A 20,228-nucleotide genomic window follows, 5' to 3' on the forward strand; every position below is an offset into this window, starting at 1 on the left:
CCGGCGTGGCCCGGCTCCTGGGTGGGGTCAGGCGCAGAAGTCGGCGATGGTGGCGGTGAAGATGCGGGCGAGGCGTTCGACCGAGGCGGCGTCCGCCCATTCCGTGGCCGCGTGGGCGCCCTCGCCGCCCGCGCCGTACAGCACGCAGGGGATCCCGGCCGCGTCGTAGAGCGCGCAGTCGGTCCAGAACGGCTCGCCCCGGATCACCGGCGGATGCCCGAGCTCCTTGTCCGCCTGCGCGGCCAGGCACGCCACGATCGGCGACTCCCTGTCTGCCTGGAAGGGCGGCCGCCCGAGCCCCTGCACCACCCGGTACCGGAAGTCCGGCACCGTGGCCACGAGCCCGTCGAGCAGCGCCTCGAGCTCCGCCCGCGCCGACTCGGTGGTCTCACCGGGGATCGTCCGCCGCTCCAGCGTGACCCGGCACCGCGCCGGATACGTCGAGGCCTCCTGCCCGCCGTCGATCGTCGAGGCGTGCACGCTCCCGGTCCCCAGCAGCGGATGCCCGTCCCCGGCGCCGAGCCGCCGCTGCCACTCCTCCAGGGCGACCAGGAAGTGCCCGGCCTTGACGATCGCATCGATCCCCAGGTCGGGCCGCGACCCGTGCGCCGCCCGCCCCTCGATCTCGACCTCGAACCAGGCGAACCCCTTGTGCGCGACCGTCAGCTCCAGGTGGCTGGGCTCGGCCACGATGGCGGCGTCGGCGGTGAAGTGCCGCAGCACCTCCTCGGTGCCGTGGCTGCCGAACTCCTCGTCGGCCACGCACGCCACCAGCACGTCCCCGCGCAGCCCGAGCCGCGTGGCCTCGTGCGCGGCCACCATCATGGCGGCCAGCCCGCCCTTCATGTCGAAGGCGCCCCGCCCGTGGATCTGCCCGTCGCGGACCTCGGCCGCCAGCGGATCACCGTCGTAGCCGGCGAGCCCCACGGTGTCGAGATGCCCGTTGAACATCAGCGACCGCCCGCCACCGCTCCCGCGCGCGATCGCCACGATCGACGGCCGCCCCGCCCGCTCCTCGAGCCGGTGCACCTCGAACCCACGCTCGCCGAACCACCGCGCGCAGTGGTCCGCGATCGCCCCCTCCCCCGCCCCGCCGGGCACGAGCCCGGGATTCACGGAGTCGATGCCGACCAGCTCCCGCAACAAGTCCAAGATCACAAACGGAGTCTCCCTCCGCCCCACCCCCAAGGTCAACCCCACCCTCCCGTACCGGAACGACGAGACCCCGCGCGGCGGTCTGCCGTGCGGGGTCCGGTGAAGGGGTCAGAGGGAGAGGATCTTGCGGAGGAAGCGGCCGGTGTGGCTGTCGTCCACCAGGGCGACCTCTTCCGGCGTGCCCGAGGCGACGAGGGTGCCGCCGCGGGAGCCGCCCTCGGGGCCCATGTCGATCACCCAGTCGGCCGTCTTGATCACGTCGAGGTTGTGCTCGATGACGATCACGGTGTTGCCCCCGTCGACCAGCCGCCCGAGCACGCCGAGCAGCCGCCGGATGTCCTCGAAGTGCAGACCGGTGGTCGGCTCGTCGAGGACGTAGATCGTCCGGCCGGTCTGGCGGCGCTGCAGCTCGGAGGCGAGCTTGACGCGCTGCGCCTCGCCGCCCGACAGCGTGGTGGCCGGCTGTCCGAGCCGGACGTAGCCGAGGCCGACGTCGTTGAGCGTCTGCAGGTGCCGCTTGATCGCCGGGATCGCCTCGAAGAAGCCGAGCGCCTCCTCGATCGGCATGTCCAGCACCTCGGAGATGGTCTTGCCCTTGTAGTGGACCTCCAGGGTCTCCCGGTTGTAGCGGGCGCCGTGGCAGACCTCGCAGGGGACGTAGACGTCCGGCAGGAAGTTCATCTCGATCTTGATGGTGCCGTCGCCGGCGCACGACTCGCAGCGGCCACCCTTGACGTTGAAGCTGAAGCGCCCCGGCTGGTAGCCGCGCACCTTTGCCTCGGTGGTGGCCGCGAACAGCTTGCGCACATGGTCGAAGACGCCGGTGTAGGTCGCCGGGTTGGAGCGCGGCGTGCGCCCGATCGGGGCCTGGTCGACGTGGACCACCTTGTCGACCTGGTCCATGCCGTTGATGCGGGAGTGGCGGCCGGGCACCGTGCGCGCGCCGTGCAGCTCCTTGGCCAGCGCGGTGTAGAGGATGTCGTTGACCAGCGTCGACTTGCCGGACCCCGACACCCCGGTGACCGCGGTGAACACACCCAACGGGAAGTCGATGTCGATGCCCTTGAGGTTGTGCTCCCGTGCACCCTTGACGGTGATCTGGCGCTTCCTGTCGCGCTTGCGGCGCTTGCCGGGGATCGTGATGGACTTGCGGCCCGACAGGTACGCCCCGGTCAGCGACGCCTCGCTGGTCAGCAGGTCCTGTACGGTGCCCGACACGACGACCTGGCCGCCGTGCTCGCCCGCGCCGGGACCGATGTCGACGACCCAGTCGGCGGCGGCGATGGTGTCCTCGTCGTGCTCGACCACGATCAGCGTGTTGCCCATGTCGCGCAGCCGGATCAGCGTCTCCAGCAGCCGCATGTTGTCGCGCTGGTGCAGGCCGATGGACGGCTCGTCGAGCACGTAGAGCACGCCGACCAGCCCCGAGCCGATCTGGGTGGCCAGCCGGATGCGCTGCGCCTCACCACCGGCCAGGGTGGCCGCGGCGCGGTCCATCGTCAGGTAGTCGAGGCCGACGTCCAGCAGGAAGCCCATGCGGGCGTTGATCTCCTTGACCACCCGCTCGGCGATCTGCATGTCGCGGTCGGACAGCCGCAGCGCGGCCAGGAACTTGGCGCACTCGCCGATCGACATGGACGCCACGTCGGCGATCGACTTGTCCGCCACGGTCACGGCCAGCGTGACCGGCTTGAGCCGCTTGCCGTCGCAGGTCGGGCACGGGATCTCCCGCATGTAGCCCTCGAAGCGCTCGCGGGTGGCGTCGCTCTCGGCCTCGGCGTGCCTGCGCTGCACCCACGAGATCACGCCCTCGTAGGTGGTGTAGTAGGAGCGCTGGCGGCCGTAGCGGTTGCTGTAGCGGACGTGGACCTGCTCGTCGTGGCCGTAGAGCAGCGCCTTCTGCGCCTTCTTGGGCAGCTTCTCCCACGGGGTGTCGAGGGTGAAGCCCATCGTGTGGCCGAGCGCCTCGATCAGCCGGACGAAGTACTCGCTGGTGTGGCCGCCGGACCACGGGTGCAGCGCGCCCTCGCGGAGGGCCAGCTCCGGGTCGGGCACGACCAGCTCCGGGTCGACCTCCATCTTCGTGCCCAGGCCGGTGCACTCCGGGCAGGCGCCGAACGGGGAGTTGAAGGAGAACGAGCGCGGCTCCAGCTCCTCGAACGAGAGGTCGTCGTAGGGGCAGTAGAGGTGCTCGGAGTAGAAGCGCTCGCGGCCGGGGTCGTCCTCGGGCAGGTCGACGAACTCCAGCGTGATCGTGCCGCCGGACAGCTGCAGCGCGGTCTCCACCGAGTCGGTCAGCCGCCGCACGGCCGTGTCCTTGACCGACAGACGGTCGACGATGACCTCGATGTCGTGCTTCTCGTACTTCTTCAGCACCGGCGGCTCTTCCAGCCTGATCACGGTGCCGTCGACGCGGGCGCGGGCGAAGCCCTTGGTCTGCAGCTCGCGGAACAGCTCGCCGTACTCGCCCTTGCGGCCTCTGACGACCGGGGCGAGCACTTGGAAGCGGGTGCCCTCCTCCAGGTCCATCACGCGGTCGACGATCTGCTGCGGCGACTGTCGGGCGATCGGGCGCTCGCATACCGGGCAGTGCGGCTTGCCGATGCGCGCCCACAGCAGTCGCAGGTAGTCGTAGACCTCGGTGATCGTGCCGACGGTCGAGCGGGGGTTCTTGCTGGTGGCCTTCTGGTCGATCGAGACCGCGGGCGACAGGCCCTCGATGAAGTCGACGTCCGGCTTGTCCATCTGGCCGAGGAACTGGCGGGCGTAGGCCGACAGGGACTCCACGTAGCGCCGCTGGCCCTCGGCGAAGATGGTGTCGAAGGCCAGGCTGGACTTGCCCGAGCCGGACAGGCCGGTGAAAACGATCAGAGAGTCTCGCGGTAGGTCTAGCGAGACGTCCTTGAGGTTGTGTTCACGTGCACCACGCACGATCAGGCGGTCTGCCACGGCGATCCCGGATGTCGTAAAGGCGGATAGGTCCAACGGGGGATGGTAGACGGTGGCCCCGACAGTTTTCGGTGCCCGCGCATCGACCCCCGAAAATCCGTCCCTCTCAGGTTACGGCCTTCCCTGGCCACGGCAGAGGGCTTTCACAGTCAACCGCATGACCTGCCCCCTTATGCCCGGGGCATCTGATGAAATATCGGTATATGACCGTTCTACCGGCGATCCAGGCCGAACTGGCCGAGGCCACGAACCGCCTTCTGACCACCGCCGCCGCTCTCTCGCCCGGCGACGTGGCCGCGCCCTCGCGGCTGCCCGGCTGGACCCGCGGCCACGTCCTGGCCCACGTCGCGGGCAACGCCGACTCGCATCTCCGGCTGCTCACCTGGGCCAGGACGGGCGTGCGGACGCCGCAGTACGCCGGTCCCGAGGCCCGCGCCGCCGAGATCGAGCGCAACGCCACCCGTTCCCCCGCCGAACACCTGGCAGCCGTCGAGGACGGCGCCGCCCGGCTGGCCCAGGCCGTCAGGGACATGCCCGAGGAGGGCTGGCGGACCATGGTCACCCCGATGCGCCCGCCGTCCCACCCTGCCTGGTACTGCCTGGTCAGGCGGCTGCGCGAGGTCGGCATGCACCGCGTCGACCTGGACGCCGGGTTCACCCCTGCCGACTGGTCCGCCTCGTTCGTCCGCCGCGAGCTGCACGCCTGCCGCATCTGCTGGCCGTACGGCCAGGCCACCGTCAGCGAGATCCGCATCGACGGCGGCGAGACGTGGACAGACCTGGGCGAAGGCCCCGTCGTGGCGGGCGGAGCGGCCGAGGTGCTCGCCTGGCTGACCGGACGCTCGGATGGAGACGGGGTTAGTGTGGTGCCCGAGGGGCGATTGCCGTCCGCGCCGCCTTGGCTGACGATGCCCGCCCCCGATGCCCTGACCGCGACGCCTCCGAAGGACTACCCATGACCTACACCGGTGACGTTCAGGTCGGCGGGCCGGCCGACGTGCGCGAACTGCCCGGGCTGACGATCGCCAAGCTGGCCGTCGGCCCGTTCGACAACAACGCCTACCTGCTGCGCTGCACCGAGACGGGCGAGGAACTGCTCATCGACGCCGCCGCCGAGGCCGACCGGCTGCTCGCCCTGACCGCCGACGGGCCGCTGAAGTGGATCGTCACGACCCACCAGCACGGCGACCACTGGCAGGCGCTCGAACAGGTGGCCAAGGTCACCGGCGCCGCCACGATCGCCCACCCGCTCGACGCGGCCCCGCTGCCCATCACGCCCGACAGGACCGTCTCGCACGGCGACACGATCACCTTCGGAAACGTCAGCCTCGAGGTCATCCACCTGCGCGGGCACACGCCGGGCTCGATCGCGCTGCTGTACGGCACGCACCTGTTCACCGGGGACTCGCTCTTCCCCGGCGGGGTGGGCAACACCCAGAAGGACCCGGCACGCTTCGACCAGCTCTACACCGACGTGGTGGAGCGTCTCTTCGACCGGCTCCCTGACGAGACCTGGGTCTATCCCGGGCACGGCAAGGACACCAGCCTGGGCGCCGAGCGCCCCTCCCTCCCGGAGTGGAAGGCCCGCGGCTGGTGATCTGACCTTCTTCCTGTACGGCGAAGCCGCCCCTGCCCGCCGCACCAGGCCAGGGGCGCGCGACCGGCGTCGCCCTCGGGGCAGGCGTCCGCACGCCGAAAGAGAAGGGGGCGTCAGTCGGTGGTGGGGCGGCAGGCGAGGACGTGGGCGATGCGCTGGGCGGCGAGGGCGGGGTCGTCCGCGAGGCCGACGATCTCTCCCCAGGACCACCGGTAGAACCATCCGTCAGAAAGCGGCACGCAGTCGACGGTCTCGACCAGCATGGCCGTGTCAGGATCGCTGACCCGCAGCGCCGGAGGGTGGTCGCGCAGCTGGGCGGTCAGCCCGCGGAGCTCCAGCTCGGCGGCCAGCTTGCCGAGGTAGTACGTGCGGGTGTGCTCGCGCGGCATGTCACCATCATCGCGCGTCGGCCGCCCGCACGCCTCCTCTGTCGGCGCGTGGCGCTAGCCGCCGACGCGCTCGCGTTCCTTGCGCTGCTCGCGCTTGTAGAACAGCATCCGCAGCGGGATCGCGGCGACGAGCGCGATCTGCATGGACGCGCCCACCTTGATGGGCATGTCGCCGCCCTGCGGCCAGGCCACCCACACGGTGAGGAACGCCGCGTTCACCATGATCCAGGCCAGGACGCCGGCCAGCAGCTGCCCCTTGGGCTTGGGGTACTCGATGCGGCTGACCATGAGCCAGGCCACGCCGAGCACCGCGACCAGCGCGGGCCAGCTCGGCTGGAACAGCAGCACGATGGAGATCACGGTCATCGCGCCCATCGGGATGGGCAGCCCCATGAAGTCGCCGCTCTTGGTCTTGACGCAGGCGAAACGCGCCAGCCGTACGACGCCGGCGATCAGCACGGACGCGGCGACCACCAGCACGGCGGTGAACGGCACTCTGCCGCTGAAGCCGCCCCAGACGACGACCATGAACGCCGGGGCGAAGCCGAAGCTGATGACGTCGGCCAGGTTGTCCAGCTCGGCACCCATCGCCGAGGCGCGGAAGCGGCGGGCGACGAGCCCGTCGAACAGGTCGCAGGTCGCGCCGATCAGCAGCAGCACCACCGCGGTGGCGAAGAAGCCGGGCGCGATCTCCAGCTTGGAGTGTGCCTGCAGCGACTGGATGGCCGAGCCCGCCAGCACGCACACCGCGAGGAACCCGCAGAGCGCGTTGCCCAGGGACAGCGAGTCGGCGGCCGACAGCCTGAACGCCTTGCCGACCGGACCGCGTGGCTCGTCTTCTTCGGCCTGCCAGCTACCGGCGTCAGCCGCGGTCAATTCTGGTCACCCCCGCAACCGTCTTCTCCCCCACGGACACCGCGGGGGCGATCCCTTCGGGAAGATAGATGTCGACCCGCGAACCGAACCTGATCAGGCCGATCCGCTCGGTCTGCGAGACCTTGGCGCCTTCGCTTACGTACGGCACGATCCTGCGCGCCACCGCACCCGCGATCTGCACCATCTCGATGTCACCGAGCCCACTGTCGTCGGCCGGCGCGAAATGCCACACCACGCGCTCGTTCTGGTCACTGTCCTTGTTGAAAGCCGGCAGGAACCCACCCGCCACATGCTGCACCGAGGTGACGGTCCCCGCAAGGGGGGCCCTGTTGACGTGCACGTTCGCCGGGCTCATGAAGATGGCGACCCGGGTACGGCCGTCGGGCCAGGCGTCGATGCTCTGCACCACCCCGTCGGCGGGCGACAGGATCCGGCCCTGACCAGGCTCACGGTCGGGGTCGCGGAAGAACCAGAGCATCGCGCCGGTGAGCGCGGACAGCGGCACGGCCGCGAGCGCCCAGCGCCGGTCGCGGCGCACCAGGAGGGTGGCGGCGGCAGCCGCGGTGGCCGTCGGGAGGAGCCATGGGGAGGTGCCCCTGGCCAGCCGCAGGCGGCCTGGCTTTGCAGAATCGTCTGACACGAACAACCTTTGTTGGTGACTGGACTGGGCGCTTTGTGATGTTACAGAACCTGCAACTATCACAACGCCTCGAACGCCATTTAGCTAGCCCTGGTTTCCTCGCCCTTGCGCGCGTCGATCCGGACCTTGATCAGGCTCGCCGCAGTGGTGATGACCATGGTGGCGCCGATGACCGTGAGCGACGCCCAGATGGGAATCTCGGGCGCCCAGGAGACCCCGCTGGCGTGCAGCGCCTCCAGAATCAGCTTAACCCCGATGAACCCGAGGATGAACGCGAGACCATAGCTGATGTAGACCAGGCGCTGTAGCAGCCCGCCCAGCAGGAAGTACAGCTGGCGCAGCCCCATCAGCGCGAAGGCGTTGGCGGTGAAGACCACGAACGGGTCCTGGGTGAGCCCGAAGATCGCCGGGATGGAGTCGAGCGCGAACAGCAGGTCGGTGGTGCCGATGGCGACCATGACGATCAGCATCGGGGTGACGAACCGCTTGCCGTCGATCTTGACGCTGACCTTCGAGCCGACGTACCCGTCGGTGGTGGGGAAGGCCTTGCGCACCCAGCGCAGCAGGATGTTCTCGTTGAACTCGTCTTCGTTGCCCTTGAGGTGCTGCCGGATGAGGTTGATCGCGGTGTAGACGAGGAAGGCGCCGAAGACGTAGAACAGCCAGCTGAAGCGCTGGAGCGCGGCGGCGCCGAGCGCGATGAACAGGCCGCGCATCACCAGTGCCAGCACGATGCCGACGAGCAGCACCTTGTGCTGGTAGACGCGGGGCACGGCGAACCTGCTCATGATGATGAAGAAGATGAACAGGTTGTCGACACTGAGGCTGTATTCGGTGATGTATCCGGCGAAGAACTCCCCCGCCTTGTCAGGCCCTGACCCGGCCCACAGCACCCCCCCGAAGATCACGGCAAGGGCGACGTAGAAGGTGACCCAGTATCCCGCCTGTTTCATCGAGAATTCGCGGGCCTCCCCGCGGTCGACGATCCACAGGTCGACGGCGAGAACAAGCAGCAGCCCGCCGATGACGGCGATCCAGGCCCACATGGGTACGGTCACGATTCACAACCTCCGGCATGCATGACTCATTGCCGGAGGTCTCTCCCGCCCGCTCGACGCGGACCGACAGCCCCGGGGGCCCCATGGATCGGGGCGGCACCGTGATGACGAAGCTGTCGCGAAGGGATACTCCCCTCCTCTAACTAACGCAGTATATGAGAACACGTTAGCCTCGCCTAATCTTTCTCGCGATCTTGGCCGTATGCGGCCAGAACGCTGTCGATCGCATCAGCTTCGCGGGGCAGCTCCGCTCCTCGGCGCGCCGCCGCCCGTGCCAGCCGCTCGGCCTCGGCCGCGTCGTCGATGACCGTCCGTACGGCAGAGCGGAGCGCCTCCGCGTCCCCGTAGGGCACCAGGATCCCGGCGTCGCCCATCAGGTCGGGGATGCCGCCCGTGGCGGTGGCCACGACCGGCGTGCCGGTCATCAGCGCCTCGCTGAGGCTGAGCGGCTGGCCTTCCCAGCGGCTTGCCCACACCGCGACGGTGGCGGCGTTGAGCAGGTCGGGCACGTCGTCGCGGTTGCCGAGCAGGGCCACGGGAAGCCCTTCCGCGTCGATCCTGGCCTGCAGTTCGCTCCGCAGCGGTCCTTCGCCCGCCACGGCGAACACGGCGCCCTCGACGCCTCCGGCGGCGTCCAGGAGGGTGTCCAGGCCCTTCTGCTGGGCGAGCCTGCCCACGCTGAGGACCAGGGCGCGCTCACCCAGGCCGAGCTCGGCGCGTACATCCTGCGGGTCACGCCCGGCCGGGCGCGGGGGCGGGGCGGGCACGACGGCGGGGCGCACGTCGCGCGCTCCCAGGCGCCGCATGCGCTCGCCCAGGTCGGGCGAGACCACGAGGATGCGGTCGGCGCGTGCCACGATGCGCTCGAGCACGCCGTACACGATGCCGATGAGGCCGCCGGCGGTGAGGGCATTGTGCAGGGTGACGACGAGCGTGGCGCGGGGGCGGGCGAGGGCCGCCAGGGCGCCGGCGCGCAGGCCGTGGGCGTGCACGATGTCGGCGTCACGGGTCAGGCGCCGGATCGCGGCGACGGCGCGCACGTCGTTGACGGGATGCGGGCGGTCGGAGACGGGGACGGGCACGAAGCGGGCGCCGCGCCCGCTGAATCCGAACTGCCGCTCCACCGACGGGGGCCCGGCGACGAGCGCCTGGTGGCCGCGCCTGGTCAGGCCCTCGACCAGCATCGCCACGTGCCGCCCCGTCCCGCCCGTGGTGGTCCCGAGCACGAACGCCACCCGCACGACCGCTCCCTTCCTCAACGCCCGCGCATGACGAGCCCGGTGACGCCGCGGGCGTCCTGACGATCCAGCAGGGCCGCCACCAGGCCGCCCGCGGCCAGCGCCACGAGCGCGGCCAGGACGACCGACAGCACGTTGGGCCAGATGCCGCTCGCGCCCAGCCACCCGACGACGCCGGTGCCGGCCAGGTAGCCGGCGGCGCCGCCCGCCACGGCCGCGAGCAGGGCCCGCCACAGCCCTGTAAGCGCTTCGGGGCCGCGGGCCCGCAGCACGGACAGCAGCAGCGTGGCGCCGCCGACGGTCATACCCACGGTCATGCCGAGTGCCATGCCCGCGATCTTCCAGTCAGACGGGAACAGCGAAACGAAGACCGTCTGGGCGATCATCACCACGATCCACCCGGCGACGGTGCCCGCGGCGGCGGCCCTGCCCTTGCCCGAGGCGTACAGGACGCGGCTGAGGTGCGCGATCAGCCCGTAGCCGACGAGTCCGGGCGCGAACAGCGCGATGGCCCGCGCGAACTCCGGCGCGGGCACGTCCGACTTGAACCCGAGGAACACGATCGAACCCGGCACGGACACGGCGGCCAGGATCCCGGCGGCCAGCCCCGACACCAGCACCACGGCCCGCGTCGTGCGGGCGGCCAGCTGCTCGAACTCCCCGGAGGCCGCCGCGGACAGCCGGGGGAAGGCGCTGGTGGCGATGGGGACGGCCAGCACGGCGTAGGGCACGAGGTAGATCGCCCAGGCGTAGTTGTAGATCGCGATGGCGCCCGTGCCGATCTCGTTGGACAGCAGCAGCACGACCACCATGGCGGCCTGCTGGGCCAGCAGCCCGGCGACGCCGGCCAGGGCCAGCTTGGCGACCCGGGTGGCCACGCCGTCCGGAAAGCGCAGCGTGGGCCGCCAGCGCAGCCCGAGCCGGGCGGTGGGCGGCAGCACGGTGAGCACCAGGGCCAGCACGCCCAGGCTGGTGCCGATCGACAGCGCGAGCTCGGCGGGCCGCGCAACCGTGGCCGGATCGGTCTCGCCCTGGCTGAGCGGCACGAACAGCAGGTACGCGCAGATCACCACGATGCTGGACACCAGCGGCGCCAGCGCGGGCCCGGCGAAGCGCCGGCGCGACTGGAGCACGCCGTAGAGCACGACGGCCACGCCGTACAGGGGGATCTGCGGGGCGAAGACGACCAGCATCCGCGCGGCGGTCGCGGTCACCGCGGACGCGTCGCAGCCCGCGACGACGTCGCCGAAGAACAGCCCGGCGATCGGCCCGGCCAGCAGTGCGGTGAGCAGGCCGAGCGGCACCAGGACGACCAGCACCCAGGTCATCAGCGCCGAGCCGATCCTGCCCGCCTCCCGCCCCGGCACGCCCGCCAAGACCGGGACCACCATCCCCGCCAGGGCTCCGCCGACGACGACCTCGAAGAGGATGTTCGGGATCTGGTTGGCGGTGAAGTAGGCGGTGGCCAGGCAGTTGGTGCCGACGGTCTGGGCGAAGGCGAGCTGCTTGGCGAAGCCCGCGACCCTGGCCAGGATCGTGATGGCGCCGATGAGGATCGCGCCACCGGCGACGCCTCTGCCGAGACGGGCGGTCACGCGGGACGGCGCCCCAGCATGTCGAGCTTGTTCAGCATCGGGTTGCCGGCGATCACCTTGGTGAAGCTGACCTTCTCCGAGGCGGCCGTCAGCACGGTCACGCTGCCCAGTACGGCAAGCCGCCCCGGCCGCCCGAGCTTGGTGACGGCGGCGAGCCCGAGCAGCGCGCCGAGCGCGTTGGCGCCCGCGTCGCCCAGCATGGCCCGCTCGCCCAGGTCGTCGGGCAGCACGGCGGCCGCGGCGCCGAGCGGGACGGCGGCGAGCGCGGCGGCGACCGGCTGGTCACGGAACAGGGAGGCCAGCAGCAGCGGCCCGCCGGTGAGCAGGCCGACCTTGATGGCCCGGCCGGGCCGCAGGTCGAACAGGTTGGCCAGGTTGGCGCTGCCGGCGATGGTGGCGCCGTTGATCAGGGTGTCGACAGGCCCGCTGGAGACCACGGCGGCGGCGGCCAGCCCCGTCGCGCCGATGCCGAGGATCTTGACGGCGCCGCTGGTGACCTCTCCCCTGGTCAGGGCGCTCAGGTGGCCCTTGAAACCTTTGGAGGAGGTGGTGCCGTACAGGTCGTCGTAGGCGCCGAGTGCGCCGCTGCCGGTGCCCGCGAGCAGGGCGGCCAGCCGTACCCGGGCGGGCAGGCCGGGTGCCAGTGCGGCGGCCGCGCCCGCGCCGGCGACGAAGGCCGGGCCTTCGAGCAGGGTGATGGGTTCGCCGCGGTGGTTCTTCCTGGTCCAGCGGTCGTCGCCGGTCCTGGACCGGGTCAGCGCGGTGTAGGCGACGCGCGCGGCGGCGGCGCCGATCGCGGCGCCCGCCAGGGCATAGAGCAGGCCACGGGCCATTTCAGCCTCCTGAGGAGGTGGGGGATGTGGACGCGCTCGGCACGACAGGCTGGAAGAGAGAGGCGCCGGTGCCGATGCCGTACTGGCCGCTCTTGCCGGCCAGTTGCTCCCGCAGCGCGTAGATCACGACCACGCGGCCGGCGGGCATGTCGAGGGTGTCGACGGACGAGACGCGCTTGGCCGCGTCGCTGTCGTCGCGCAGCGCGCTGATCGTGCCGCCCGCCACGGCCGCGGTGGCGGCGGTGCCGGCCAGGGCCGAGCCCTTGGCGCCCTGGTCGAGCCCGCCGATCAGGGAGACCAGCGCGTCGTTCTGGGCGGGGGCGTTGTCTCCGTCGAAGGCCTTCTCCGGGGCGAACATCACCACCATCGTGGCCCGTTTGTTCGGGTCGCCGTCGGTGGTGCTGAGCAGCGAGTCGGTCTCGAAGCTCTTGAGCACCGCCGAGGTGTCGGGGTTGACGGTGTTGGCCTGCGAGGGGTCGGCGGTCAGCGTCGTGGCGGCCAGCAGCGCGGCCGCCTTGTCGTAGACGGAGGCGGAGGTCGAGAACGACATGCTGGCCGGCTTGAGCGTGTTGACGAGCCCGTCGATGACGCCGGCCGACTTGGGGTCGAAGAACTTCTCGCTCAGCGACACCCGCCCGGAGACGACGGCACCGGACTGTTCGATGACCTGCTGCTGGGCCTCGCGGTAGGTGGCGCTGTCGCCTGGCGCGTCCATGAGCAGGACACGCTGGCCCTGTAGGTTGCCTGCGACCAGCTGGGGAGTCTGGTTGAGCACGAACTGGTCGTTGCCCGCTTCCCTGCCGCGCAGCGCGTCGAGCTCGGTGCGCAGGTCGCCGTTGGTCTTGGTCAGCTCGTCGCTGGTCTTCTTGGCCAGCTCGACCGCGGGCTCCTGCAGCAGCGTGGTGCCCATGATGATGCCCACCGCCAGCGCCAGGAAGATCGCGACGATGGAGACGAGGTGATAACGGAAATCGATCACGAGAAGAGTCCGACCACCCAGAAGATGAATGCGTTCCAGACGTCCTGCAGGCCGTTCAGCCACGTCTTGCCGACGGGCGAGGCGTAGATGGCCACCGCGATGGTGACCGCGGCCGTCACCACGAGCAGCAGCAGCTGCCCGGTGGAGATACGGCTGCGGTAGAGCCTGCTGACGCCCTTGGCGTCGATGAGTTTGCTGCCGATGCGCAGCCGGGTGAGGAAGGTGCTGGCCATGCCCGAGCGGCCCTTGTCGAGGAACTCCTCCAGGGTCCAGTGCGTCCCGACGGCCACGATGAGCTCGGCGCCCTTGGCGTCGGCCAGCAGCATCGCGATGTCCTCGCTGGTGCCGGTGGACGGGAAGATCACCGCTTCGCGGCCCAGCTGGTGCACCCGCTCGAGCCCGGGCGCGCGGCCGTCGCGGTAGGCGTGCACGATGAGCTCGGCGCCGCAGGTCAGTGCCTTGGTGGAGACCGAGTCGAAGTCGCCGACGATGATGTCGGGTAGGTAGCCGGCCTCGATCAGCGCGTCCGCGCCCCCGTCGACCCCGATGAGCACGGGGCGGTATTCGCGGATGTAGGGGCGCAGGGTGGCGATGTCCTCCTTGTAGTGGTAGCCGCGCACCACGATGAGGACATGCCTGCCCTCCATGGGGGTGCGGATCTCCGGCACGCCGACTCCGTCGATGAGAAGCCTGCCCTCACCGCGAACGTACTCCATGGTGTTGACGGCGAAAGCCTCGATCTGCACGGAAAGTCCGGCGCGCGCCTCGGCCATGGCGGCCTCGAGCGCCTCGGGGCTCTGCTCGTCGCCCTTGCCGACGACTTCTTCGTCGATATAGAGCACGCCGTCCTGCAGGCGGACGACGTCACCGTCGCGCACCCGCTCGAACAGCTCGGGGCTGGCGTTGTCGACGAAGGGGACGCCCGCCTCGACGAGGATCTGCGGGCCCAGGTTGGGGTAGCGGCCACTGATGCCGGCGGCCACGTTGACCACCGCGCCCACCCCGCACGCGACCAGTGCCTCCGCGCTGACCCGGTCGACGTCGACGTGATCGATGATGGCGATTTCACCAGGCCGGAGCCGTTTGGTCAGCCTCTTGGTTCGCCTATCGATTCTCGCCACGGCCGTGACACCGGGAAGGACTCCGTCCTTCCTACCGCGGAGGCCCGGCAGTCTGCTTCCCGGAACCTTCATCAAGACCATCCTGCCAGAGGGAAACGACTGGCAGGCCCGACACTACGCGGCGTGTCTGTTATGTCACGCAGGATCACCCATCGGCGGCCGCCAAACTGAGCAGTTCTTCCGCGTGGGCTCTGCCCAGCTCGGAATCTTCCAGTCCGGCCAGCATGCGCGACAGTTCGCGGACCCTGCCCTCGTGGTTGAGCGCGACCACGCCGCTGCGCACGACGCTGCCGTCGCTCGCCTTCTCGACCACGAGGTGCTGGTCGGCGAAGGCGGCCACCTGCGGCAGGTGGGTGACGACGATGACCTGGGCGGTGCGGGCCAGCCGGGCCAGCCTGCGGCCGATCTCGACGGCCGCCTTGCCGCCCACGCCGGCGTCGACCTCGTCGAAGACGAACGTCGGCACCGGGTCGGCACCGGCGAAGACGACCTCGATGGCCAGCATGACGCGGCTGAGCTCGCCGCCGGAGGCGCCCTTGTTGAGCGGCAGCGGCGGCGCGGCCGGGTGCGCGGCCATGCGCAGCTCGACCTCGTCGACGCCCTCGGGCCCGAAATCGTCGGCGCGGGTGAGCTGGACCACGACCCTGGCGTGCGGCATGGCCAGCGCGGTCAGCTCCTCGGTGACGGCCTGGCCGAACCGCTCGGCGGCGGTCTCTCGGACCCCGGTGAGCTCGGCGGCCAGCTCGGTCAGGCGCGCGGTCAGCTCCTCGAGCTCGCGCGTCAGCTCATCGATGCGTTCGTCGTCGCCCTCGAGCTCGGCGAGCCGGGCGGCGGACTCTTGAGCCCACGCCAGGACACCGGCGCTGTCTTCCGCATATTTGCGGATCAGTCCGGTAAGCAGGGCGCGTCGCTCCTGCACGGACGCCAGGCGGGCCGGGTCGGCCTCGATCGACTCGGCATAGGCGGCCAGGTCGGTGGCCACGTCTGAGATGAGATAACCCGCCTCGGCCAGGCGGTCGGCCACGCCGGCCAGCTGGGGGTCGAAGTCACGCACCCCCTCCATGGCCGAGCGTGCCTCGCCCAGCAGCGAGATCACGTCGTGGTTGCCGCCCGAGGAGTCCATGGGGTCGCCGAGCAGCGCGGTGTGCGCGGTGGTCGCGGCGGTGCGCAGCGAGTCGGCGTGCGAGAGCCGCTCCTCCTCGGCGCGCAACTCGACGTCCTCGCCTGGTTTGGGATCGACCTTCTCGACCTCGTCGAGCCCGAAACGCAGCAGGTCGGCCTCCTGGGCGCGCTCCCTGGCGCGGGTGGTCAGCTCCTCGAGCAGGGCGGCCACCTGCTTGTGGCGCTTGTAGGTCTGGGTGTAGGCGCGCAGTGGCTTGACCAGGTCCTCGCCCGCGTAGCGGTCGAGGGCGGCGCGCTGCCTGGCGGCCTGCAGCAGCCGCTGCTGGTCCATCTGCCCGTGCACGGCCACCAGGTCGTCGGCCAGGTAGGTCAGCGTGCCGACGGGGACGGTGCGCCCGCCGAGCCAGGCGCGCGAGCGGCCCTCGGCCGAGACGGTGCGGGAGATGATGAGCTCGCCGTCCTCGACCTCGCCGCCGATGTCCTCGACCTGCTGGGAGACGCGGCCGCCGGTCTCGATGACGAGCGTGCCCTCGACGGTGGCCCGCTCGGCGCCCGGGCGGATGCGCGAGGGGTCGGCGCGGCCCCCGAACAGCAGCCCGAGGCCGGTGACGACCATCGTCTTGCCTGCCCCGGTCTCGCCGGTGACCACGTTGAAGCCCGGTGAAAGCTCGAGCACGGCCTCATCGATGACGCCGAGCCCCTGGATGCGGACCTCCTCGACCCTTGGTCGCACTGCCCACTCCCGCCTTCCGAACATGTGTGCGCATCAGATCTTACGCGCTCCTGAGTCAATTAGCTCAGGGACGCACTCTCCCACGCCACCCCTGAACGGGAAGTTCGAACTTGGCCACCAGCCGGTCGGTGAAGGGCGCGCCGGTGTTCTCGATGCCGTGCAGCCGCGCCAGCCGCACCGGGATCTGCCCGCGTCTCACCTCCACGCGCGCGCCTGGCGGCAGCTCGAAACGGCGCCTGCCGTCGCACCACAGCACGCCGCCGGGCGTGTCGGGCAGGATCTCCACGGCCACCGTGGAGCGGGGCGAGACGACCAGCGGCTTGGCGAACAGGGCGTGCGCGCTGATCGGCACCATGAGCAGGGCCTCCACCTCGGGCCAGACGATCGGACCACCCGCGGAGAAAGCGTAGGCGGTCGAGCCGGTCGGCGTCGCGCAGATCACGCCGTCGCATCCCCAGCGCGACAGCGGGCGCCCGTCGATCTCGGCGACGAGCTCGAGCATGCGGTCGGTCTTCTCCACGGTGGCCTCGTTCAGTGCCCAGGTGTCGGCCAGGACCTGGCCGTTCAGCCGGGCGAGAACGTCGACCGTCATGCGCTCCTCGACGTCGTAGCGGCCCGCCACGACGCTGTCGACGGCTGTGAACAGGTCGTCGACCTCGGCCTCCGCCAGGAAGCCGACGTGGCCGAGGTTGACGCCGAACAGCGGCGTGCGGGCGGGCCTGGCCAGCTCGGCGGCGCGCAGCAGCGACCCGTCGCCGCCGAGCACGATCATGATCTCGGCGTCCTTGGCCGCCGTCGGGTCGCACGGCACGACGTCGACGCCCATGCAGCCGATCTCCTCGGACTCCATGTCGAGCACGCGCACGGTCATTCCCGCCTCGACGAGCCGGTTGACCACCAGGCGGGCGCTCTCCACGGCGGGCCCCCGCCCGGTGTGTACGGTGACCAGGACACTCCGGTTCATTGCGGCCCTTCCGCGACGGCACGCTGGATCTCGGCTTCGAGGTCGGCGACCGGCGGCTCGCCCTCCCCCTTGCCCAGCCAGAGCAGATATTCGACATTTCCCGACGGGCCCGGCAGCGGGCTCGCCGTCACCCCGCGCACGTCCAAGCCCAGCGCACCGGCCTTGTCGGCGGCCTGCCGTACGGCTTGCGCGCGCAAGGCGGGGTCGCGCACGACGCCGCCCGCCCCCACGAGTTCCTTACCCACCTCGAACTGGGGCTTGACCAGCAGCACGAAGTCGGCCTTGCCGGCGGCCACCGCCGCCAGGGCGGGCAGCACCAGCCGCAGCGAGATGAACGACAGGTCGCCCACGACCAGCGTGGGCGGCTCGCCGACCTGCTCGGGCGTCAGGTCGCGGACGTTGACCCGCTCCATGACCGTCACCCGGTCGTCGGTGCGCAGCGACCAGGCCAGCTGGCCGTAGCCGACGTCGACCGCGAGGACGTGCCCGGCGCCGCGGCGCAGCAGCACGTCGGTGAAACCGCCGGTGGAGGCGCCGGCGTCCAGGCACCTGCGGCCCTCGACCGCGACGGGGAAGGTGTCGAGCGCGCCGAGCAGCTTGTGCGCTCCGCGCGAGACGTAGTCGGGGCCCTGCGGCGACTCGGCCACCACGATGGCGGCGGCGGTGTCGACCTGGGTGGCGGGCTTGCCTGCGGCCTGGCCGCCGACCGTCACGCGTCCAGCCTCGATCAGCTGCTGTGCCTGCTCGCGCGACCTTGCCAGCCCCCGCCGCACGAGCTCGTTGTCCAGCCTGATCCTGCGGCTCACTGAGCGTCCAGGGTGGCCTCGAGCCCGGAGAATGCCTCCTCGAACACCTCGACGTGCTCGCCGGCGGGCAGCTCGGACAGGCGGGCGAGGCCCGCGACGATCGCGTCCACCCGCTCGTGGCCGGTCTCCTCCGGCAGCTCACTCATGACACGACCGTAACGCCTCCGGGGAGTGCCCGTGGCACCTGCCCGGCACTGGGCACGCGTGTCACGCGTTGGAGGGTCATACGGTTGTGGAACGCTACGGTCTAGCGGCGGACGGAAGGGAACGCACCATGGCAAGCGTCGAGGAGTGCCGGGCCGCGCTGGCGAAGCTCGTCGCGCAGTTCGACGAGATCGGCGATGAGGATCGGGCCAAGCACGTCGTCGAGCGCACGGTCAGCTGCCGTGTTCCCGACCTCGACGTGACGTTCTACGGCCGGCTGCACCACGACGGCCTCGACCCGTTCACCGAGGAGCCGCCCGCCGATCCGGCCGACGTCAAGCTGACGATCGGCAGCGGCGACCTGGTGGCGCTGGTCGACGGGGAGCTGGATCTGGCCAGGGCGCTGCTCGGCGGCCGGGTGAAGATCGACGCCAGCTTCGGCGACCTGCTGCGCCTGCGCCGCCTGATCTGAACCACGCAAGCCCGCTCATCGAGACCAAGCGGCTGCACATGCTGTTCAGGCTGAATCCGCTCACGTACGCGATCGAGGCGCCGCCTGGTCTGGCGACTCTGGCTACGTGAGGCGGTCGAGGACGGGCTTGACGGCGTCCTCGTCGGCGGCGGCCGACCAGGCGGCGTCGCAGGCGGCCCTGAGCGCGTCCAGACGGACTCCCGAGCCCTCGAGGTGGAGGCGGCCGTCGGCGAAACTCGCCCGCCAGCCGGCGCACTGGCCCCGCCGTACCTCGGGATAGGGCTCGTGCAGCGCGGACAGGTCCTGGGCGATGTAGGTGGGGCGGCGGTGCGGCGGGGCCGTGAGCAGGTCAAGCGGCTGGGTGACGCCGGTGAGCACCACCAGGCTGTCGACGCCGGCGTTCGTGGCGCCCTCGATGTCGGTGTCGAGGCGGTCGCCCACGACCAGCGGGCGGCGCGCACCGGTGCGGATCATCGACTCGCGGTGCAGCGGCGGCTCGGGCTTGCCCGCGTAGATCGGCTCGACGCCCGTCGCGGTGGCGATCACCCGGGTCATCGCGCCGTTGCCGGGCAGTTCGCCGCGGCGGGTGGGCATGGTGCTGTCGCCGTTCGAGGCCACGAACAGGGCGCCCCGCCGTACCGCCAGCGCGCCTTCCGACAGCAGCCCGTACGACAGGCCGGGCGCGATGCCCTGCACGACCGCCACCGGCGCGTCGTCGGCCGTCGTGACGGGCCTCAGCCCCTGGTCACGTACAGCGAGCCGGAGGCCTGACCCGCCCACCACCAGCACCGGGGAGCCGGGCGGCACGCGCTCGGCGATGAGGCGGGCGGCGGCCTGGGCGGAGGTGACCACGTCCTCGCTGGTGGCTGGGACGCCGAGTTCGCGCAGGTGGGCGGCGATGGCGGCCGGGGTGCGCGAGGCGTTGTTGGTGACGTAGGCCAGCCTCGCGCCCGCGGCCTGAGCCCGCTCGAGCGACTCGGCCGCGTGCGGGACGGCGTGCGCGCCCAGGTAGACGACCCCGTCGAGGTCGAGGAGCAGGGTGTCGTAACCGTCGATCAACAAGCTGCCTCATCTCGGTTGACTCTCACGCCGCGTGAGACTCTAGCGTCGGGCTCATGGAACTCAATCTGACCCCCGCCGAGCGGGCGGAGGTGTTCGGCGACTTCGACCCGGCCTCCCACGCGGAGGAGGCCCAGCAGCGCTGGGGAGATTCTGTGGCTTTCGCGCAGTCTGCCCGGCGTACCGCGGGTTACACCAAGCAGGACTGGCAGCGGCTCAAGGCGGAGGCCGCCGACATCTCCTCGCGGTTCGCGGCCGCGATGGATGCCGGGGTGGCGGCCTCCTCCGAGCAGGCGATGGATCTGGCGGAGGAACATCGGCAGCACATCACCCGGTGGTTCTACGACTGCTCTCTGGAGATTCATCGGGGTCTGGGAGAGATGTACGTGTCGGATGCGCAGTTCGCCGCCAACTTCGCGCCCGGGGTCGCGGCGTATATCCGGGACGCGATCACGGCCAACTGCGTTCGCTGACCGCTGCTGCCCGTGCCTCGTCGCG

The 20,228-nt window shown here is 71.0% G+C and carries 20 protein-coding genes; 4 read left to right on the top strand and 16 right to left on the bottom strand.

All coding sequences use genetic code 11. From position 1 onward, the window contains the following. Positions 1–27: 27 nt before the first annotated feature. Together ACIBHX_RS43300 and uvrA are read right to left on the bottom strand one after the other, a co-directional pair. Entirely contained in the window at positions 28–1,158 is a 1,131-nt protein-coding gene (locus ACIBHX_RS43300; RefSeq protein ID WP_397073681.1) for an ArgE/DapE family deacylase, read from the bottom strand. Between the two features lie 105 nt (positions 1,159–1,263). Next, a complete protein-coding gene (uvrA, locus tag ACIBHX_RS43305; RefSeq protein WP_397073683.1) occupies positions 1,264–4,104 on the bottom strand; it encodes an excinuclease ABC subunit UvrA in 2,841 nt (946 codons plus the stop codon). Positions 4,105–4,307: 203 nt separating this feature from the next. Between uvrA and ACIBHX_RS43310 the strand changes: the two genes are divergently transcribed. Both ACIBHX_RS43310 and ACIBHX_RS43315 read left to right on the top strand, forming a co-directional pair. After that, positions 4,308–5,063: a maleylpyruvate isomerase family mycothiol-dependent enzyme gene (locus ACIBHX_RS43310; RefSeq protein ID WP_397073684.1), complete on the top strand. Its 756-nt coding sequence runs from the start codon at positions 4,308–4,310 to the stop codon at positions 5,061–5,063. Then, a complete protein-coding gene (locus ACIBHX_RS43315) occupies positions 5,060–5,701 on the top strand; it encodes an MBL fold metallo-hydrolase (RefSeq protein ID WP_397073686.1) in 642 nt (213 codons plus the stop codon). The genes ACIBHX_RS43310 and ACIBHX_RS43315 overlap by 4 nt, the downstream gene beginning before the upstream one ends. A 113-nt stretch (positions 5,702–5,814) precedes the next feature. On the opposite strand, the gene ACIBHX_RS43320 is transcribed toward ACIBHX_RS43315, so the two are convergent. The 13 genes from ACIBHX_RS43320 to ACIBHX_RS43380 form a co-directional block, all read right to left on the bottom strand. Continuing rightward, positions 5,815–6,090 (bottom strand): hypothetical protein, encoded by a 276-nt coding sequence (locus ACIBHX_RS43320; RefSeq protein WP_397073688.1) that lies wholly within the window; start codon positions 6,088–6,090, stop codon positions 5,815–5,817. Between the two features lie 54 nt (positions 6,091–6,144). Beyond that, positions 6,145–6,966, bottom strand: a complete 822-nt coding sequence (gene pssA, locus ACIBHX_RS43325; RefSeq protein ID WP_397073690.1) for a CDP-diacylglycerol--serine O-phosphatidyltransferase — start codon at positions 6,964–6,966, stop codon at positions 6,145–6,147. Beyond that, on the bottom strand, positions 6,953–7,606 hold the full coding sequence (locus ACIBHX_RS43330; protein ID WP_397073691.1) for a phosphatidylserine decarboxylase: 654 nt from the start codon (positions 7,604–7,606) through the stop codon (positions 6,953–6,955). The genes pssA and ACIBHX_RS43330 overlap by 14 nt, the downstream gene beginning before the upstream one ends. Before the next feature lie 80 nt (positions 7,607–7,686). Continuing rightward, positions 7,687–8,664, bottom strand: coding sequence for a TerC family protein (locus ACIBHX_RS43335; RefSeq protein WP_397073692.1), 978 nt, complete (start codon positions 8,662–8,664; stop codon positions 7,687–7,689). Between the two features lie 176 nt (positions 8,665–8,840). Then, the gene (locus ACIBHX_RS43340; protein WP_397073694.1) at positions 8,841–9,905 is read right to left on the bottom strand and encodes a glycosyltransferase family 4 protein; all 1,065 of its coding nucleotides are present in this window, start codon (positions 9,903–9,905) and stop codon (positions 8,841–8,843) included. A 14-nt stretch (positions 9,906–9,919) separates the two neighbouring features. Then, positions 9,920–11,497 (bottom strand): murein biosynthesis integral membrane protein MurJ, encoded by a 1,578-nt coding sequence (murJ, locus tag ACIBHX_RS43345; protein ID WP_397073696.1) that lies wholly within the window; start codon positions 11,495–11,497, stop codon positions 9,920–9,922. Further along, entirely contained in the window at positions 11,494–12,330 is an 837-nt protein-coding gene (locus tag ACIBHX_RS43350) for a hypothetical protein (protein WP_397073698.1), read from the bottom strand. Before ACIBHX_RS43350 ends, murJ begins: the two co-directional genes overlap by 4 nt. Before the next feature lies 1 nt (position 12,331). Continuing rightward, entirely contained in the window at positions 12,332–13,309 is a 978-nt protein-coding gene (locus ACIBHX_RS43355; RefSeq protein WP_397073700.1) for a copper transporter, read from the bottom strand. After that, on the bottom strand, positions 13,306–14,502 hold the full coding sequence (steA, locus tag ACIBHX_RS43360; RefSeq protein WP_397073702.1) for a putative cytokinetic ring protein SteA: 1,197 nt from the start codon (positions 14,500–14,502) through the stop codon (positions 13,306–13,308). Before steA ends, ACIBHX_RS43355 begins: the two co-directional genes overlap by 4 nt. A 73-nt stretch (positions 14,503–14,575) precedes the next feature. Continuing rightward, on the bottom strand, positions 14,576–16,285 hold the full coding sequence (gene recN / locus ACIBHX_RS43365) for a DNA repair protein RecN (protein ID WP_397073704.1): 1,710 nt from the start codon (positions 16,283–16,285) through the stop codon (positions 14,576–14,578). Positions 16,286–16,349: 64 nt separating this feature from the next. After that, positions 16,350–17,249: an NAD kinase gene (locus ACIBHX_RS43370; protein WP_397073706.1), complete on the bottom strand. Its 900-nt coding sequence runs from the start codon at positions 17,247–17,249 to the stop codon at positions 16,350–16,352. Further along, positions 17,246–18,055, bottom strand: a complete 810-nt coding sequence (locus ACIBHX_RS43375; RefSeq protein WP_397073707.1) for a TlyA family RNA methyltransferase — start codon at positions 18,053–18,055, stop codon at positions 17,246–17,248. The genes ACIBHX_RS43370 and ACIBHX_RS43375 overlap by 4 nt, the downstream gene beginning before the upstream one ends. Then, entirely contained in the window at positions 18,052–18,201 is a 150-nt protein-coding gene (locus tag ACIBHX_RS43380) for a hypothetical protein (RefSeq protein WP_397073709.1), read from the bottom strand. Before ACIBHX_RS43380 ends, ACIBHX_RS43375 begins: the two co-directional genes overlap by 4 nt. A gap of 128 nt (positions 18,202–18,329) precedes the next feature. Here ACIBHX_RS43380 and ACIBHX_RS43385 point away from each other — a divergent pair, with 128 nt between their 5' ends. Next, on the top strand, positions 18,330–18,671 hold the full coding sequence (locus ACIBHX_RS43385; protein ID WP_397073711.1) for an SCP2 sterol-binding domain-containing protein: 342 nt from the start codon (positions 18,330–18,332) through the stop codon (positions 18,669–18,671). Between the two features lie 102 nt (positions 18,672–18,773). Here the strand turns inward: ACIBHX_RS43385 and ACIBHX_RS43390 are convergent, their stop codons facing one another. Continuing rightward, the gene (locus ACIBHX_RS43390) at positions 18,774–19,733 is read right to left on the bottom strand and encodes an HAD-IIA family hydrolase (protein ID WP_397073713.1); all 960 of its coding nucleotides are present in this window, start codon (positions 19,731–19,733) and stop codon (positions 18,774–18,776) included. A 53-nt stretch (positions 19,734–19,786) separates the two neighbouring features. Here ACIBHX_RS43390 and ACIBHX_RS43395 point away from each other — a divergent pair, with 53 nt between their 5' ends. Then, positions 19,787–20,203, top strand: coding sequence for a TipAS antibiotic-recognition domain-containing protein (locus ACIBHX_RS43395; protein WP_397073715.1), 417 nt, complete (start codon positions 19,787–19,789; stop codon positions 20,201–20,203). The last annotated feature ends 25 nt before the right edge of the window (positions 20,204–20,228 follow it).

It is taken from the genome of Nonomuraea sp. NPDC050536, from assembly GCF_044457685.1.
In the GTDB taxonomy this organism is placed as follows: Bacteria; Actinomycetota; Actinomycetes; order Streptosporangiales; family Streptosporangiaceae; genus Nonomuraea.

Excerpts from the sequence above, each read along its gene's own strand:
- ACIBHX_RS43310 (WP_397073684.1), top strand. The coding sequence starts at position 4,308 with ATGACCGTTCTACCGGCGATCCAGGCCGAACTGGCCGAGGCCACGAAC.
- ACIBHX_RS43370 (WP_397073706.1), bottom strand. The coding sequence starts at position 17,249 with ATGAACCGGAGTGTCCTGGTCACCGTACACACCGGGCGGGGGCCCGCC.
- ACIBHX_RS43350 (WP_397073698.1), bottom strand. The coding sequence starts at position 12,330 with ATGGCCCGTGGCCTGCTCTATGCCCTGGCGGGCGCCGCGATCGGCGCC.
- ACIBHX_RS43385 (WP_397073711.1), top strand. The coding sequence starts at position 18,330 with ATGGCAAGCGTCGAGGAGTGCCGGGCCGCGCTGGCGAAGCTCGTCGCG.
- ACIBHX_RS43320 (WP_397073688.1), bottom strand. The coding sequence starts at position 6,090 with ATGCCGCGCGAGCACACCCGCACGTACTACCTCGGCAAGCTGGCCGCC.
- ACIBHX_RS43395 (WP_397073715.1), top strand. The coding sequence starts at position 19,787 with ATGGAACTCAATCTGACCCCCGCCGAGCGGGCGGAGGTGTTCGGCGAC.
- steA (WP_397073702.1), bottom strand. The coding sequence starts at position 14,502 with ATGAAGGTTCCGGGAAGCAGACTGCCGGGCCTCCGCGGTAGGAAGGAC.
- ACIBHX_RS43315 (WP_397073686.1), top strand. The coding sequence starts at position 5,060 with ATGACCTACACCGGTGACGTTCAGGTCGGCGGGCCGGCCGACGTGCGC.
- ACIBHX_RS43380 (WP_397073709.1), bottom strand. The coding sequence starts at position 18,201 with ATGAGTGAGCTGCCGGAGGAGACCGGCCACGAGCGGGTGGACGCGATC.